Here is a 14,344-nt window from a genome sequence, read left to right on the forward strand (position 1 = left end):
CCACGGCGGGGCGGCCGTCCAGTTCATGAGCCAAGCAGGCTGCGTAGTGCTGCGCTCCTGGGCCGCCAGCCGGGCTCGCTGTAGTACTCCAGGGCAGCTGGGCGTCGAGCCAGCTCGGGGTAGATGCTTGCAGCAGCAGTCTCGTCCAGATCGGCAAGCCACTCAAGGGTGCGCGACCGCTGAGATCCCTGAGCCCAGTGCGTGTCTGCGTCGCAGTACGGGCCCACTACGTCCTGAGCTAGCCCCAAATGCCGCGCTTCAACCAGCGACCGCAGGATGGTGAGAGTGAACGTGAGCGGCGTTGCCGCATACGAGATGTCGCGATCCTCCCAAGGGCTCCGAAGAAGGTGTGTAGCCATCGCGAGAGCCAAGGACGCGGCCTGGTCTGGCTCGGCCGAGGCCCAGGACCGGACTCTGGTGCTTGGAATTTGGGCAAGGCAATCCAAGAAGATCGTGGCGTCCTCTCGGAAGCTTTGAGCCAGCGATATTAGTCCCGCTAAGCTCTCATCGTCCCCAAGCAATAGCCCTTCAAGTAGCCGGGATGCTCGTTCTGGCACTGGATCGTCCCGGTGGTCGAACACTTGCTTGAGTAGCCCCCGTAAGGCCGGCATGTTAGGAACTCTTTGGTCGAGGTCCTGCTCGGTGCACGCCCTTACGAAAGGCCGCCAATGAAGCAGCTCTCCATCGGGTAGAAGACGGACACCGCTCCGTGGATCGTGGCCAGTCAGGAACCAGGCCGCTACTCGGCCCAGACTGTAGACGTCTACTGCCTCCGTTGCCTGACTAGGGTCTACGTCTAGCTCGGGGGCGTCGAAACCAGGGGTCCCCATACGCTGGCCTGGTCGTGTCAGCGCTCGGGACGCCAAATCAGGTGAGACTCTAACCATCCCCCAATCAGCGACCACCCATCGGAGGCGTCCAGAACTGCCGCCGGGCAGCCCGAGAATATTGCTAGGTGAGATATCTCGGTGGATCAACTTCTGGCGATGTGCGACGTCAAGGGCATCTGCCAGATCTGACAGGATGGAAGCGAAGTCTTCCTCCTCTAATTCTTCTCTAGCTTCATAGAGTGTTTTCTCCGCTAACGGCATAGCGTACCAACGGTAGCCCGGATCGTGATCCAGGATGGGCATGATGTTGGGGTGTGCCAGCTCCTTTTGTGCGTCGATTTCTCTCTTGATGCGATTTCTTGCTTCTGGGATCGCCTTGGCCCGCTTGAGAGCCACTTCGGTCCCTTCTGACCTATGCACAGCCCGGACCACTTCGGAGAAGCTTCCGCGTCCGCGGGGCCGAGGGTCGAGGCGGTAGTGCTTGTTCGGTTCCACACTCGCCTCGTCTGCCGCCATGGCATCAGCTTAGAAGTGGGATGGCACCGGAACTAGACCCTGTTATCTGGGCAATAGAGGTTAAACGGGCATATGGGTGGGAGGGGATGCGTCGCCGGGTGCCTGGGGTGGGAAGTCCACTGCACCTCCGAGTGTCCGTGAGCGCGTCTCAGTTTTGGTGCTATAGGAGGCCTGCTCTTCTGGCCGGCAGGAGAGATCTAAACGGAAACTCTCACGGCGCGGGTCGCAGGCGATAAGTCCGTATAACCTTTTTAACCTGACTAGAACTATGCAGGACGGTCTCCCGCTCGATCAGCACCGTTCCGACCTCGATGCCGAACAACTCGGCTAGATGTCGGTCGGCGCGGACTTCCCGTTCCTGTGCGTCCTGCTCTCTCTGTGCGTTGATGCCGGCAGTAACGCAGGTGCCCCTGCCGTGCTCGGTGGCTACCAGGCCTTCTTGCCGAAGTACCGCAATTGCCTGGCGGATGGTGCCTCGGCTTGCCTGGAGTTCTGTTGCCAGAGCGCTTTCGGCGGGTAGCAGCGAGCCAGGTGAAAAGACGCCGGTCTCGATGAGACCTCTTAACTCACCGGCGATGGCGCGGTAGCGGGGCTGTCCGTAGTGCGGGGTGGGCACCCGCTCACCGTACCTGGCACTTGTCTTACCAAGTGCCAACCAAGTGACCTGTTTCGACGTCTAGACAACTCGTCCACTTGTAGATACGTTTCCTGGTGTGCGGCTGGGGTGACGGCTCGTGTCAGGGGTGGCCTCGCGCCGGCCCTGGCCGCACTTGATGCGCGGCGTCCTGTCGGACCGGTTGCGGTAGCCGCGCGTACAAGTTGGCTCGGCGATACCCGACCCCGTCCGGCGTCGGACGGTGTGCCGTGCCTTCATCCGGGCCGGTGGCCGGCCGCATTCCCCCGCGGCTGGCCACCGGCCCCCGTCTACCTGTGGAGGTGCGATGTCCGGCTCTCATCGTCGGTACCGGTGGTTCTCGTCCTGGTGGTCTCCGAGACGCCCATCTGCCCGGAGTGTTACCAGCAACGTTGCGCCGAGTCCTCGCGCGGCTTCTGCAACCTCCTCGCCGCGGTGGTCGACGGGCGCCACCCGTGAACTGCCTGCGCTCCGCTCCGTACCCCTGATGACGCGGGCTCAGCTTTACCGAGGCAACGACGGGCGGTGGCCGCGATGAGTCGTACGAACAAGCCGGCCGCCGTGACGAGCCACCCGGACTGGTGTGCCCCGGATCGCTGCGGCTACCTGGTGCCGCCGGTGATGTCGCACATGGCCCGCCGCCATCGCAGCTCGATGCAAAGGGTCGGCGAGAGTCGGGCCGCTGGGCTCGTCGCCTCGTACCTCATCAGTGCTGAGGCTCTGGGTGGTGCCATGGTCGGTGTTCACGTGACGTGCCGGGGCGGGAACGCCTGGGCTGAGCTGTCGTTGTCGCAGGCGGTCGATCTGGCCGAGCAACTGAGCGGCCTGGTGAAGCAGGTGCTCGCGCAGCCGCGGGCCGGCGATGAGTGAGGGCGTTCCGATCACGGAGGGCCAGCCGATGTCATCGGCTCCGCCAGTCGTGTGCCCGGTCTGGTGTCGGGGCTGCGGAGCGAACGACCCGATGCACCGCGGCTTCCTCGCCACGATCGGGCGGGAGCGGACCGGTTGGGTGACCGTCCAACTGCTCGTTGACCGGTTCGCCCGCCGCGACCTGGCGGTGAAGCTCGACGCGACCCGGTACGGGGCGACGCAGACAGTACTCCTGTCGCCGACGCAGGTGGATCGGCTCATCGATGAGTTGACGCATGCGCGCCTGGAGATGCTGACTGCCGCTGATGGGGATAAGCGAGCGGGAGGGAGACGGTGAACGCCAACAGACGTCGGGGCGTAGCCGTTCCTCGTACTGCTGGCCCGCGTCCTGGGCGGTCGCCGCGAGCAGCGGTAGCCGTACCGCCGGTTCCCGAGCGGCCCGCCGGCGGGACCACCTGGCAGACGTTGGAACGTCTAGGGGGTACGGTGACCGGTGTGCAAGGCCGGGACTGGCGCCCTCGCTACCTGCAACTCGCGGAAGAGTTGCGGGCGAAGATCGTGAGCGGCGAACTGGCCCCCGGCACCCTGATGCCCAGCGAGACCGAGTTGGCCGACACCTCGGGCCTGTCGCGCACGAGCGTCCGCAACGCCATCCGGCAGCTCCGCGAGTGGGGCCTGGTCCGCGCTGAGCAGGGGCGCGGCACCTACGTGCGGGCACCTCGCCAGCGGGTACGCCGTCGGAACACCGAGCGGTACCAGTGGGAGAAGGATCGCGTCCTGCTCGACGAGGGCGAGCGGCTGAAGACCGGCGCCACCGAGCACGACACCGGCCTGACCGTCGATGACCTGAAATTCCATGCCGAGTATTCGCGGGTGGAGGCGGATGCGGAGATGGCGGCGGCCTTGCAGGTCGAGCCGGGTACGCCGCTGCTGCGGCGGGTCTACTGGACGTCGTCGCGGCACGAGAACGCGCCGCTGACGGTGTCGTACTCCTACCTGCCGTATGACCTGGTGGCCGCGAACCCGGACCTGCTCGACGCGGGCAAGGAGCCGTGGCCGGGCGGCACGCAGCATCAGCTCTACACGCTGGGCGTCGAACTGGACCGGATCGACGACGAGATCCGCGCCCGCCCGCCGTCGCCCGATGAGGCCGAGTTGCTGGACATCGACCCGGGGGTCTCCGTGCTCACCGTGCGGAAGACCTCGATCGACACCACGGGTCGCGTCGTTGAGGTCGCCGACGTGGTGATGCCGGGCGACCGCACCGAGCTTGTCTACTCCCACAAACTCCAGCGGTGGAAAACTTGACGCAGCTCGTCTCGGTCATCACCCCGGTTCACGCGCCCAGCATCGAGCACCTGCCTGGCGCCTACGAGTCGTTGGCCAAGCAGGAGATGCCTGACGGCTGGGACTGGGAATGGCTCGTCCAGGAGGACGGACAGACCGGTGCCCTGGTCGACGCGCTGCCCGATGATCCCCGGATCAGTCTCGGCACCGGCCGTCCCGGTGGGCCTGGCGTTGCCCGTACCCTCGCCCTCTCCCGGGTCTCCGGGCAACTCATCAAGGTCCTGGACGCCGACGACCAGTTGACCCCCGGCGCACTCGCTCGGGACATCGCCGCGTTCGACGCGCACCCGCAGATCGGTTGGACCACCTCGCGGGTACTCGACCTGCTGCCCGACGGATCGACCGCCGGATGGGACAAGGACCCGGCCGGCGGGGTCATCGACCGCGGTTCGGTCCTGACGTTCTGGCAGGCCAATGACTACCGGGCCTCGGTGCATCCGGCGACCCTGTGCCTGCGGCGAGATCTCGTCTTCGCCCTGGGCGGCTGGATGGCTCTGCCCGCCTCCGAGGACACCGGCCTCCTACTCGCCGCCAACGCGGTCACCGCGGGCTACTTCACCCGGGAGTACGGCCTGCTCTACCGCAAGTGGCCCGGCCAGGTCACCAGCCAGGCCGCACACCGGGAACCGGCCGAGTATCAGGCACGGATGAGGATCATCGAGGCCCGAGCCAATGCCCTGGCCTCGATGATCCCGAACGGCTTCGGCAGCAGCGCTACGGCGTAGCCTCGTGCCCTGGCATCCCGTGGGTACGCCGCCGCTCCTTCATCTCCGCCTCAAAGATGTGCCGCCGACCGCCGGCCAGCTTCTCCCGCGCTTCCCGCTCGATCTCCTGGAACACGGCGTAGTAGCCGTCGTCGAACTCCTCCACGATCTGGAACGTCCACCGGCCGGGTAGCACGTTGCGCCCCAACAGCTCGCGCTCGACCCGGTCAGCCATTTCGTCGTGCCCGGCCTCGCGGAGTAGCTTCACAACCCGATCAAGGGTTAGATCCGCGCCGCCAATTAATTGATGCGCTGAGTAGAGGTGGCCACGCACTCGGTGGACAGTCTCTAGGGCTTTTCCCAGCTCACCTAGCGCCTGGATCGTCTTGTCATCGACCCCAGTTGGCCGAGCGTGGTCCTCGTGGATTGGATCGATGCGATGCGGGTTTCCCATATCGGACCTATACCCAGAAAACTTGCGCTTCACCACGCGCCAGGCAGGAACCTGCTTGCTTCATCATCTAGAGCCAAAGAATAGGGTGGCCGCCAGGCCGGACAGCATCATCAACGAACCGAATACTCCGGCTGTAGCGCCGCCGAACAAGATGATTAGAGCTTCGCCCCGCATCCCTGCTAAATAGGCGACCGAGACGCCAAGGAGTCCAACGATGGGAGAGATTGTGAGTGCGGCAAGCGCGACAAGGAAGAAAAAGTAGACCCTATCTCGCATCAAAGTCGCTCCCTGACTCCTTCGATCGCCGGCCGACAGAAGACCGGAAAGTGTGGATTAGGTGAGATGTAATATACATTGCTGGTTGAAGTGCATATGTTTCCACTTGCGGAGGAGGCCCCCCGGTTACTCTGCCGGGGGGCCTCCTCGACTAGCACCTATCAGCTGGTAAGAGTAAGCGTTGGTGCTGTGCTGCAGGAGCCCGGCACCCCGAATCGCCGGCCTCCGGCTGCCGCGGCAACAGCTACTACAACACGCAGCAAGCTAGCGGCAGCCCATCGTCGGGACACTTGCCATACGACGACAGTCAGCCTTCGACGTCGATCTTCGAACTTCACCTCGTTCCTTTCTTCCTTAGCAACCTGGACTGAGCCTTCCCGTTTCGGCCCCTCCCGCTGGACGAGGTGCCGAAGTCAATCTGTGTTCCTGCCGACCGCTATCAACGTCCGCAGCGGCACTACCGCTTAGGCTGCACTGTTACCTAAGGAACCCGAAAGAGAGGAAGGTGGGACTTTAAGAAAGTAAATATTTTTTATTTTTTGTGACTACTGTTTTCTTTTATTCACTCCTGCTCCCCCTTCGCGGAGTTGCCCCCGGAGGGGCCGACCCTTGCAGGGCCGGCCCCTTCGGTGTTACGCCGAGTCCCGTTGATCCAAGACGCAGCCAGCCCAATGCGGCCGAACACCTGCGCTGTAAACCGGTCCTCGTCCTCCTTGGAAACCTGATCCGCGAAGGAGGCACTCAGGCTTAGCAAGCGCTGCTCAACGCTCACCTCATGCCTCCTCTTTCAGCAGGTATTTCAGTTCGGTGATCGCGGAATCATGCAGCCTCTCGGCCTTACCGCGAGTCACGCCCATATGCCTGGACGCCTCGCTCAACCTCATCCGCAGCCAGTACATGAGGAAGATCAGCTCGGCCTTCTCCTGCTCAAGGAGATTGATGGCGTGCCTCACTTCCCAGCCGGGGTCCGCCCCAGCCTTGCCCTCCCAGATCCCGTCTTCACCGCTCCATGGGAGTCCGGCAGCCTGCTCGTGTTGGCTGTGACTCAGCCGAAGGTCATCCAGGAACAGGTTGCGGACCAGCTGGTAGATGTAGCGAGGGCTTGTTGTAAACAAATCCCGCATTCGCTTGTCCGGCCAGCGTGCCCAGATCTTGACAGCAGCCTCGCAGGCGATCTTCTCGCCCTGCCGCCCGCAGATGCTGTGTCCGGCCCGCATGAGTGAAGACTGTCCACTCTCGTGATACCACTGCTTGAACTCGTCATAGAGAGCAAGACGCAGCCGAGCGTCAAGGCCCTCCCACCTGTGCGCCAACTTGTCGTTGGCACGCCGCTGCTCCGGGATGCGGCCCACAGCATCGACCAAAGATTCGTCAGAGTCCGGCTTCCGCCGGCCCCGAGAGGGCTGATAGCGGCCCCCCGGATGGTCCAGAGCACCCAAGTGCTCTCTCCTTCGGTTGCGCTCCAGCTCCAGCGGCTGGAGCTGAGGGCAGCGCGCCCGCTGCCCATAACACGGTGGCGAGCGCACAATTTTCGATGTCCGTACCAAGATTCTTTGCCAACTTTTGTCCGGGCGTCTGCGCGTCGATGTTGGCGGGCCGCTCAGTGTCGACCGAGCTCAGCTTGTTGACTTGTCTGCCAAGTGCCGTCTACCTTGGACTACAACTTGGCAGACAAGTTAACAAGTAGGAGGTTGAGCGATGGCTCTGCGAGGCGGCACGAGGTTCGCGGTGCGGTGTGAGGACGTGTTCCCGGCGGGGTGCGCGTTGGTGCCCGAGTCTCTGGGCGAGGTCGAGGACTACGACGAGAAGACCGGCCGGCGTAGCCCGGCGAAAGACAAGCTGACCGGCCAGCGGGTGTGGCAGGTCCGGGTGATGGACCTGGATCCGGAGCTGGGGAAACGGTCGCGGGAGACGACGGTGAAGATCTCGGCGGACTACCAGCCGGTGCCGCCGACGGGTGGCCTGTTCGAGGCGGTGGAGTTCGACGGCATGACCGTCACGCCGTACGTCGGCAACAACGGTCGGATGGCGTATTCGCTGCGGGCGACCGGGATGCGTGCCCCGGCGGGCGTGGCCACGAAGGCGGCGCAGTAGCCGCATCTGGTGGGGGCGGGGCTGTCAGGTCTTGGCGGACGGCAGCCCCGCCCTCTGTCTCTTTCCCCTGCTCTGTCGAGAGAGGTAGTGACATGTCCAAGCGTATGCCCACCGTCCTGCGGCGGCCCACAACGGCGGGTGCCCGATGATCCGCCGGCCGCGGGGCGAGGTCGTGATGACCACCGCCGGTGACCTGATGGTGATCCGCCCGCGCCGCCTGGAGCTGCCGGTCTGGCTGATCGCGCTCGGCCTGGTGCTGCGGTGGCTGTGGCGGGGCCTGTGGTGGTGCCTTCGCCACCCGGTCGCCGTCGCCCTGGTCGTGGCCGGGGTGAGCCTCTACCGCGAGTTCGGCCGGGCCGGCGTGATCGTGCCCGTGGTCCTGGCCGCTGCCGTGTCGGCGCTGTGGCGGTGGCGGCGCGAGTCGTCCTGGTGGACCTGGTGCGCCGGTCCGATCCTCGGCCGGTTCCGTCAGCTCTTCGTCTACCGCCGGGCCTGGCGTGAAGCCATGACCCTGTGCGGTCTGGCCAAGGTGTACGACCATCGCACAGTCTTGCCAGAGCTGCTGCGGGTCCGCTCGGACCAGGCGCTTGACGTGCTGACCATCCGCATGGTCCGCGGCCAGACACCGGAGGAGTTCCAAAAGGCAACGGCCAACCTCGCGTACGCCTTCGGTCGGCGGCACGCACGGGTCTACTCCGAGCGCCCCGATGACCCGCCGATCCGGTCGGGCTACTGGGCGCTGGTCCTGGGCGCGGTGGACCGGCTGCGGTTCCGGGACCGACCGTCGGTGGTCTACCTGGTGGTGGTCCGCACGGACGCGCTGCGCACCCTGGTCGACCCGTTCGAGGTCCCGTCGGTGCCCGACTTCACCGCTCTACCTCTGGCGCGGCGGGAAGACCTGCGGCACTGGTGCCTGCACCTGCTCGCCACGCACGTCCTCATCGGCGGCGCCACTCGCTCCGGGAAGGGCTCGGTCCTGTGGTCGCTGGTCCGCGTCCTGGCCGGTGGGATCTCCTCCGGGCTGGTCCGGCTGTGGGTGATCGATCCCAAGGGCGGCATGGAGTTCGCGATGGGCCGGCCGTTGTTCGCCCGGTTCGCCTGCAAGTCGTTCGAGGCCATGGCCGACCTGCTCGACGAGGCCGTCACCGTGATGCGGGAACGGCAGACCCGCCTTGCCGGAGCGGTGCGGGTGCACACGCCGACCCTGGCTGACCCCCTGGTCGTGGTCGTCATCGACGAGATGGCGGCGCTGACCGCGTACCTCCAGGACGTCGACCTGCGCAAGCGCATCGCCGGGTCGCTTGGGCTGCTGCTGTCGCAGGGTGCCGGTGTTGGCGTGCTGGTGGTGGCGGCGTTGCAGGACCCCCGTAAGGAGGTGCTGCCGTTCCGGGACCTGTTCCCGACCCGAATCGCGCTTGGCCTGACCGAGGCCGCTCAGGTCGACCTCGTGTTGGGTGACGGTGCCCGCAACCGGGGTGCCCTCGCCGACCAGATGCCCCGATGGGCCAAGGGCGTCGGCTACGTGATCCTCGACGGCATTCCCGAGCCGGCGCGGGTGCGCTTCTCGTACATCTCGGACGACCACATTCGGGAGCTGGCCGCGGAGTACCCGGCTCCGGCCGACGCGGCGGACATCCTCGCCCAGGTTGGCCGGGAAACCGACACCGAACCGACCCGACCGCCCCTGCCCCGGCAGCGTCGCGGACCACTGTTGCCCGACTCGCTGCTCAACATCCTCGACCGGGACACCGACGGGGGTGAACCGCGGTGACCGCTCCGACCGACGGTCGCACTTTCTACCGGCTCCGCGCCCCCGGCACCGATGGCACCACCAGCACCGCCGTGTCCGTCCGCGTCGACCCCGCCCGACCCGACCCGTACCCGGTCTATCTCGCGGTCGGCGGTGGTCGGCGCCGCATGTACCTGACTCCCGACGAGGCGTGGGCGCTGTGGCGCTGCCTCTCCGAAGCGGTGGCCTCCCTCGGCGAGCCACCCGAGCACATCCGCACCCGCGTCGCCCCGGCCCGGAGGTAACCGATGTCCCTCAAGAGCTTCTTCCTCGGCACCCACCGCCTCAAGCCGCTGCACATCGAACTCAACGGCTCCCCGGACCGACTCGCCGGTGCCCTGCACGGCCTGGCGCACATGGTCAACCGCCGCCGCGACCTCAACGGCCAACAGATCAGCATCATCCTGACCGTCCGCGACAACGGCAGCGGCCGATGATTCGCGAACGCGCTGAATCCGGCATCCGGGTGCTGATCCTGCTCGTCGTCGGCACCATGGCCGGCGCCGCCGCCTTCACCCACGTCCACGACCTGACCGTTGCCCACGGCCAACCCGACTGGATCGGCTGGGCCAACGCCGTGGCGGTCGAGCTGATGGCCATCTACCTCGGCCTGGAAATCCGCGCCCGCCGCCGTGATGGTCGACCCGTCGGCCTGGTCGGCGTCCTCCTGATCGCGTTCGCGCTGCTCTCCCTCGCCGCCCAGGTCGCCGAAGCCGAACCCTCCGTTTGGGGCTGGATCGTCGCGGCGGTGCCGTCGCTGGCCTTCCTCGCCCTGGTGAAGGTCGTCCTGTCCAGCGAACCCGCCACCCCGCCGGCATCGGAGCCTGATCAGCCGCAAGCCGATTGGTACGACGAACCGCAGCCGGTCGAACTCGCGCCGCCGGCCCCGGTGATGCCGCCGGCATCAGCCGCGGTGCTGCCTCCGGCCGGCGTCGTCCACCCCAACCGGCCCCAGGTCGTCGGGATCATCCGATGACGGCCACCCCCGCCGCCGGCCGGCGGCTACCGGAACTCCTGCACGACCTCGATCAGTCCAACGATGTGAGCGTTGAACTCGTCCAGCTCCTCGGCCGGCACCCACAGCTCCAGAATGGTCTTTCCACCTGCCTGGCGGACCGGGTACCGACTCAGGAACTCCGACTCCACCCGGAAGCGGGTCACGTAGCCGACACCGGACGCGGGCACGTTCCAGTCCCGGGCGATCATCACCGCGTAGTCCTCGTTCAGAACCGGGTAGAAGATCGGCTGATCCGGCAGGCGCGGCGGCCACGCCCGCCATCCGGACTCGCGGACGAGAGCCAGCTCGTTCGGCCCGGTGGGGCGCCACAGCACCGTCGTACCGTCATCGCTGTTCATGTCGACCTCGCCGCTCGGATTCTTGGTGAGCCCGGACAGTACCGGCGGGCCTGCACCCGAGACCACCGCATTCGACTCACGGTGGGGGTGGGCCGATGACGGCTCCGACCCTGCCGGGCCTCGAACCCTCCCCGCCCCCGGTTGCTCCTCGGCCGGGGTCGCGGGCGGCCCGCATGGCGCTACCCCGCTCGATCGACGTCCTCAAGGACATCGCCATCGAGTACGGCGTCTGCGTCCGCCCGCTCGCCATGCGCCGCACCGACCTCGACACCGGCCTGACCGAGGTAATCGACCTGCCCTGCGGCGCGACCCGCGAGGACAAATGCCCGCCGTGCGCCAAGAAGAACCGCCGGCTACGCCAAGCCCAGATCCGCGAGGGCTGGCACCGCAATAACGAACCGCTACCCGGCCCGGAACCCGCGACCGAGGCGCAGAAGGCGCTGATCCTGTTCCGCGCACACCTGGAGTTCTCCCGCGACGAGGCCGTACGCGCCGCCCAGTGGGACCAGGTGACCGACCTCGACGAGGCAATCCGCGAGGTAGAGGAGGCCATCGCCGCTGAGGGCCTGCGCGGGCGCGTCGGACCGCCCCATACCAGCGACGACGAGGACCAGGACGACGAGCCCGGCCCACGGCGCAAGCGCTCCACCAAGCGGCGCCAGGATGCCCCCGAACTGCCCCGGCGCAAGGTCGAGCGGCGCACCGTTGGCAAGACCTACACCGCCCCGGACGGCTCCACCTACCAACCGTCGATGTGGTTGACGCTCACCCTCGACTCGTACGGCCCGGTCCGCCCCGACGGCACCCCCGTCAACCCGGCCAGGTACGACTACCGCCGCGCAGCCTGGGACGCCGTGCACTTCCCCCGGCTTCTCGACCGGTTCTGGCAGAACCTTCGACGGTGTGAGGGCTGGAACGTCCAGTACGCCGGCTGCGTCGAGCCGCAACGCCGTCTCGCCCCGCACGCCCACTTCGCCATCCGGGGCACCGTCCCCCGGGACGTGCTCCGCACCGTGGCGGCGGCGACCTACCACCAGGTGTGGTGGCCCTCGGTCGATGTCCAGCGCTACACCCTCGACCGACTCCCGGTCTGGGACGAGCAGGTAGCGGCATGGGTCGACCCGGACACCCGTGAGCCGCTGGCCACCTGGACGGAAGCCCTCGACACCATCGACGACGACCCGGACGCGGAGCCGGTGCACGTCGTCCGCTTCGGCGCCCAGGTCGACGCCCGCGGCGTCATGCCCGGCACCGAGGACGCCGAACGGACCATCCGGTACGTCACGAAATACATCACCAAGCACGCCGGGGACTGCCACAAGGGCACCACCGACCGGCAACGCAAGCACCTCGACCGGCTCTGGCAGCAACTCCAGGTCACCCCCTGCACCGACCGGTGCGCCAACTGGCTGCTGTACGGCGTCCAGCCCAAGAAGGCGCACGCCAAGCTCAAGCCGGGCCGCTGCAAGAGCAAGGTCCACCAGCGCGACACCCTCGGCATCGGCGGCCGGCGCATCCTCATCTCCCGCGACTGGTCCGGCAAGACCCTCGCCGACCACAAGCACGACGCGCGGGCCTGGGTCCGGGCACTGCTCGGCGTCACCACCGACGGCACGCAGCTCGTCGACGACCAGGGCGACACCGCCGAACGGGTCCGGCACGCCTGGGAGTTGGCCCGACCCGATGACCCGGACGTCGGCCCGATGACCCACCGGCTCATGCGATCGATCAGCGAGCGCGCCCGCTGGCGCTCCGAACTGCTCGCCGCGAAGGCCCGGGCCGCGCAGGAGCCTCCAGATCTCTCGGCAACTCAGCACAGCGCACAGCACGACGGGGAGGAAACGCAGTGAACGAGGAGTTGTTGACCGTGCCGGAAGTGCTCGCCGAGCTGCGCGTACCGCGCTCGACTTGGTTCTACTGGCGGCAGACCGGCAAGGGACCACGGGTGATCAAGCTCCCGAACGGGCAGCTGCGGGTCCGCCGGTCGGCGCTCGGTCGGTGGCTCGGCGACCTGGAGCAGGACGCCGCATGAAGAGCTACGAGGTCCAGATCTGGGAGATCGCCAAGCGCGCCGACCGGAAGGCTCGGCCGTGGCGGGTCCGTTGGGCGGTGAGCGGCCAGCGCTTCGAGGACATGTTCCGTACCAAGGCCCTGGCGCACTCGTTCCGCGCCGAGCTGGTCCAGGCGGCCAACGCGGGGGAGCCGTTCGACCAGGCCACCGGCCGCCCGGTCTCCGAGGCCAGAGCCAAGAACCCCACCACCTGGTACGCGCACAGCCGCGCGTACGTCGAGATGAAGTGGCCCAGGGCGGCGGCCAAGACCCGGCGCTCGATCGTCGAAGCGCTGACCTCGATAACGGTGACCCTGACCCGCCCGGCCAAGCGGGGCCGACCGACTGACGCCCTGCTCCGTGAGGCGCTGTACCTCTATGGCCTCAACCCGCGCCGCTGGTCCGACGAGATCCCCGCCGACCACGCGGTAGCGCTCGCCTGGCTGGAAACCGCGTCACTCCCTGTCGTCGAGCTGGACTCGCCCGCGATGGTCCGCCGCGTCCTCGACAGCCTCTGCGTACGCCTCGACGGCAAGCCCGCGGCTGCCTCCACCGTCCAGCGGAAGCGGGCCACCTTCTACAACGTCCTCGGGTACGCCGTCGAGCTGGAGCTGATCGCCTCCAACCCGGTCGACCGGGTCCAGTGGACCGCCCCCGAGGTGGCGCAATCCATCGACCGGCGGGTGGTGGCGAACCCAGCCCAGGTCGCCACGCTGCTGGAGGCGGTGAAATCTCTCGGCAAACGGGCCGACAAGGTCACCGCGTTCTTCGGTTGCCTCTACTACGCAGGCATGCGTCCCTCGGAAGCCGCGGACCTTCGGCGGGAGGACTGCGACCTTGCCGGCCGGTGCGCCGACTGCGGCACGGACCTCGACGACCTGGCGGCGGTCAAGCCTTCCCGGTCCTGCGAGCACGAGAAGCTCGAATATCGCTGGTGCCGCCTGGTGCTCGCCGGCACCTCGCCGCGCGCCGGGTCGCACTGGACCGATGACGGCGGCTCCCACGAGCGACGCGGACTCAAGCACCGGGGGAGGGCTGAGACTCGGACGGTCCCGATCCCGCCCCGGCTGGTCGAGCTGCTGTGCGCGCACGTCGAGAGTCACGGCGTCGGCCCGGACGGTCGGTTTTTCCGGGGCCTGCACGGTGGGCCGCTGTCGGAGTCGGTCTACGACCGGTGGTGGAAGCTCGCCCGCGAGAAGGCGCTGACCGAATCGCAGGTCGCCTCGCCGCTCGTCCGCCGGCCCTACGACCTGCGGCACGCGGCGGCCTCGCTCTGGCTGAATGCCGGCGTCCCGCCGACCGAGGTCGCCCGGCGCCTGGGCCACGGCGTCGCCGTCCTGCTCCGCGTCTACGCCAACTGCATCGACGGCGGAGACGACACCATGAACGACAAGATCGGCGACGCGCTCGGGTGATGTTGCAAC

The 14,344-nt window shown here is 67.2% G+C and carries 18 protein-coding genes; 13 read left to right on the forward strand and 5 right to left on the reverse strand.

Going from position 1 to position 14,344, the window contains the following annotated elements:
* Positions 1-23: 23 nt before the first annotated feature.
* Complete coding sequence (locus tag AB0B14_RS06565; RefSeq protein ID WP_357521715.1) at positions 24-1,346, reverse strand: serine/threonine-protein kinase; 1,323 nt, start codon at positions 1,344-1,346, stop codon at positions 24-26.
* A 211-nt stretch (positions 1,347-1,557) separates the two neighbouring features.
* The gene (locus AB0B14_RS06570) at positions 1,558-1,962 is read right to left on the reverse strand and encodes a GntR family transcriptional regulator (RefSeq protein ID WP_357521717.1); all 405 of its coding nucleotides are present in this window, start codon (positions 1,960-1,962) and stop codon (positions 1,558-1,560) included.
* Positions 1,963-2,313: 351 nt separating this feature from the next.
* Here AB0B14_RS06570 and AB0B14_RS06575 point away from each other — a divergent pair, with 351 nt between their 5' ends.
* The 5 genes from AB0B14_RS06575 (at position 2,314) to AB0B14_RS06595 (ending at position 4,922) form a co-directional block, all read left to right on the forward strand.
* Positions 2,314-2,439: a hypothetical protein gene (locus AB0B14_RS06575; protein ID WP_357521718.1), complete on the forward strand. Its 126-nt coding sequence runs from the start codon at positions 2,314-2,316 to the stop codon at positions 2,437-2,439.
* A gap of 75 nt (positions 2,440-2,514) precedes the next feature.
* Entirely contained in the window at positions 2,515-2,850 is a 336-nt protein-coding gene (locus AB0B14_RS06580) for a hypothetical protein (protein ID WP_357521720.1), read from the forward strand.
* A gap of 91 nt (positions 2,851-2,941) precedes the next feature.
* A complete protein-coding gene (locus tag AB0B14_RS06585; protein ID WP_357521722.1) occupies positions 2,942-3,187 on the forward strand; it encodes a precorrin-4 C11-methyltransferase in 246 nt (81 codons plus the stop codon).
* A 149-nt stretch (positions 3,188-3,336) separates the two neighbouring features.
* A complete protein-coding gene (locus tag AB0B14_RS06590; protein WP_357521724.1) occupies positions 3,337-4,158 on the forward strand; it encodes a GntR family transcriptional regulator in 822 nt (273 codons plus the stop codon).
* Entirely contained in the window at positions 4,146-4,922 is a 777-nt protein-coding gene (locus tag AB0B14_RS06595; RefSeq protein ID WP_357521726.1) for a glycosyltransferase, read from the forward strand. Before AB0B14_RS06590 ends, AB0B14_RS06595 begins: the two co-directional genes overlap by 13 nt.
* Here AB0B14_RS06595 and AB0B14_RS06600 read toward each other — a convergent pair.
* Together AB0B14_RS06600 and AB0B14_RS06605 are read right to left on the reverse strand one after the other, a co-directional pair.
* Positions 4,912-5,355: a hypothetical protein gene (locus tag AB0B14_RS06600; protein ID WP_357521728.1), complete on the reverse strand. Its 444-nt coding sequence runs from the start codon at positions 5,353-5,355 to the stop codon at positions 4,912-4,914. The two genes, AB0B14_RS06595 and AB0B14_RS06600, sit on opposite strands and share 11 nt — an antisense overlap.
* A gap of 1,049 nt (positions 5,356-6,404) precedes the next feature.
* Positions 6,405-7,070 carry a hypothetical protein gene (locus AB0B14_RS06605; RefSeq protein ID WP_357521730.1) on the reverse strand — a complete coding sequence of 222 codons (666 nt, stop codon included), beginning with the start codon at positions 7,068-7,070 and terminating at the stop codon, positions 6,405-6,407.
* 259 nt (positions 7,071-7,329) lie between these two features.
* Here AB0B14_RS06605 and AB0B14_RS06610 point away from each other — a divergent pair, with 259 nt between their 5' ends.
* The 5 genes from AB0B14_RS06610 (at position 7,330) to AB0B14_RS06630 (ending at position 10,490) form a co-directional block, all read left to right on the forward strand.
* Positions 7,330-7,725, forward strand: a complete 396-nt coding sequence (locus AB0B14_RS06610) for a transcriptional regulator (protein WP_091402451.1) — start codon at positions 7,330-7,332, stop codon at positions 7,723-7,725.
* A gap of 175 nt (positions 7,726-7,900) precedes the next feature.
* Positions 7,901-9,496 carry an FtsK/SpoIIIE domain-containing protein gene (locus AB0B14_RS06615; protein ID WP_357521911.1) on the forward strand — a complete coding sequence of 532 codons (1,596 nt, stop codon included), beginning with the start codon at positions 7,901-7,903 and terminating at the stop codon, positions 9,494-9,496.
* Positions 9,493-9,759 (forward strand): hypothetical protein, encoded by a 267-nt coding sequence (locus tag AB0B14_RS06620; protein ID WP_357521732.1) that lies wholly within the window; start codon positions 9,493-9,495, stop codon positions 9,757-9,759. The genes AB0B14_RS06615 and AB0B14_RS06620 overlap by 4 nt, the downstream gene beginning before the upstream one ends.
* Positions 9,760-9,762: 3 nt before the next feature.
* The gene (locus AB0B14_RS06625) at positions 9,763-9,951 is read left to right on the forward strand and encodes a hypothetical protein (RefSeq protein WP_357521734.1); all 189 of its coding nucleotides are present in this window, start codon (positions 9,763-9,765) and stop codon (positions 9,949-9,951) included.
* Positions 9,948-10,490 (forward strand): DUF2637 domain-containing protein, encoded by a 543-nt coding sequence (locus AB0B14_RS06630; RefSeq protein ID WP_357521736.1) that lies wholly within the window; start codon positions 9,948-9,950, stop codon positions 10,488-10,490. The genes AB0B14_RS06625 and AB0B14_RS06630 overlap by 4 nt, the downstream gene beginning before the upstream one ends.
* A 26-nt stretch (positions 10,491-10,516) precedes the next feature.
* On the opposite strand, the gene AB0B14_RS06635 is transcribed toward AB0B14_RS06630, so the two are convergent.
* Entirely contained in the window at positions 10,517-10,870 is a 354-nt protein-coding gene (locus AB0B14_RS06635; protein WP_357521737.1) for a hypothetical protein, read from the reverse strand.
* Positions 10,871-10,965: 95 nt separating this feature from the next.
* Here AB0B14_RS06635 and AB0B14_RS06640 point away from each other — a divergent pair, with 95 nt between their 5' ends.
* Genes AB0B14_RS06640 through AB0B14_RS06650 form a run of 3 tightly spaced genes read left to right on the forward strand, consistent with a single transcriptional unit; the run spans position 10,966 to position 14,335 of the window.
* Positions 10,966-12,720 carry a replication initiator gene (locus tag AB0B14_RS06640; RefSeq protein ID WP_357521739.1) on the forward strand — a complete coding sequence of 585 codons (1,755 nt, stop codon included), beginning with the start codon at positions 10,966-10,968 and terminating at the stop codon, positions 12,718-12,720.
* A complete protein-coding gene (locus AB0B14_RS06645; RefSeq protein ID WP_030329852.1) occupies positions 12,717-12,902 on the forward strand; it encodes a helix-turn-helix domain-containing protein in 186 nt (61 codons plus the stop codon). The genes AB0B14_RS06640 and AB0B14_RS06645 overlap by 4 nt, the downstream gene beginning before the upstream one ends.
* Positions 12,899-14,335, forward strand: a complete 1,437-nt coding sequence (locus tag AB0B14_RS06650; RefSeq protein WP_357521741.1) for a tyrosine-type recombinase/integrase — start codon at positions 12,899-12,901, stop codon at positions 14,333-14,335. Before AB0B14_RS06645 ends, AB0B14_RS06650 begins: the two co-directional genes overlap by 4 nt.
* Positions 14,336-14,344 lie beyond the last annotated feature (9 nt).

It is taken from the genome of Micromonospora sp. NPDC049171, from assembly GCF_040648275.1.
Lineage (GTDB): Bacteria > Actinomycetota > Actinomycetes > Mycobacteriales > Micromonosporaceae > Micromonospora.

What these genes read in the sequence shown, in the direction of transcription:
- AB0B14_RS06585 (WP_357521722.1), top strand. Translation starts at nt 2,942, where the DNA reads ATGCACCGCGGCTTCCTCGCCACGATCGGGCGGGAGCGGACCGGTTGG.
- AB0B14_RS06650 (WP_357521741.1), top strand. Translation starts at nt 12,899, where the DNA reads ATGAAGAGCTACGAGGTCCAGATCTGGGAGATCGCCAAGCGCGCCGAC.
- AB0B14_RS06610 (WP_091402451.1), top strand. Translation starts at nt 7,330, where the DNA reads ATGGCTCTGCGAGGCGGCACGAGGTTCGCGGTGCGGTGTGAGGACGTG.
- AB0B14_RS06640 (WP_357521739.1), top strand. Translation starts at nt 10,966, where the DNA reads ATGACGGCTCCGACCCTGCCGGGCCTCGAACCCTCCCCGCCCCCGGTT.
- AB0B14_RS06565 (WP_357521715.1), bottom strand. Translation starts at nt 1,346, where the DNA reads ATGGCGGCAGACGAGGCGAGTGTGGAACCGAACAAGCACTACCGCCTC.
- AB0B14_RS06635 (WP_357521737.1), bottom strand. Translation starts at nt 10,870, where the DNA reads ATGAACAGCGATGACGGTACGACGGTGCTGTGGCGCCCCACCGGGCCG.
- AB0B14_RS06630 (WP_357521736.1), top strand. Translation starts at nt 9,948, where the DNA reads ATGATTCGCGAACGCGCTGAATCCGGCATCCGGGTGCTGATCCTGCTC.
- AB0B14_RS06615 (WP_357521911.1), top strand. Translation starts at nt 7,901, where the DNA reads ATGACCACCGCCGGTGACCTGATGGTGATCCGCCCGCGCCGCCTGGAG.
- AB0B14_RS06580 (WP_357521720.1), top strand. Translation starts at nt 2,515, where the DNA reads ATGAGTCGTACGAACAAGCCGGCCGCCGTGACGAGCCACCCGGACTGG.
- AB0B14_RS06625 (WP_357521734.1), top strand. Translation starts at nt 9,763, where the DNA reads ATGTCCCTCAAGAGCTTCTTCCTCGGCACCCACCGCCTCAAGCCGCTG.
- AB0B14_RS06600 (WP_357521728.1), bottom strand. Translation starts at nt 5,355, where the DNA reads ATGGGAAACCCGCATCGCATCGATCCAATCCACGAGGACCACGCTCGG.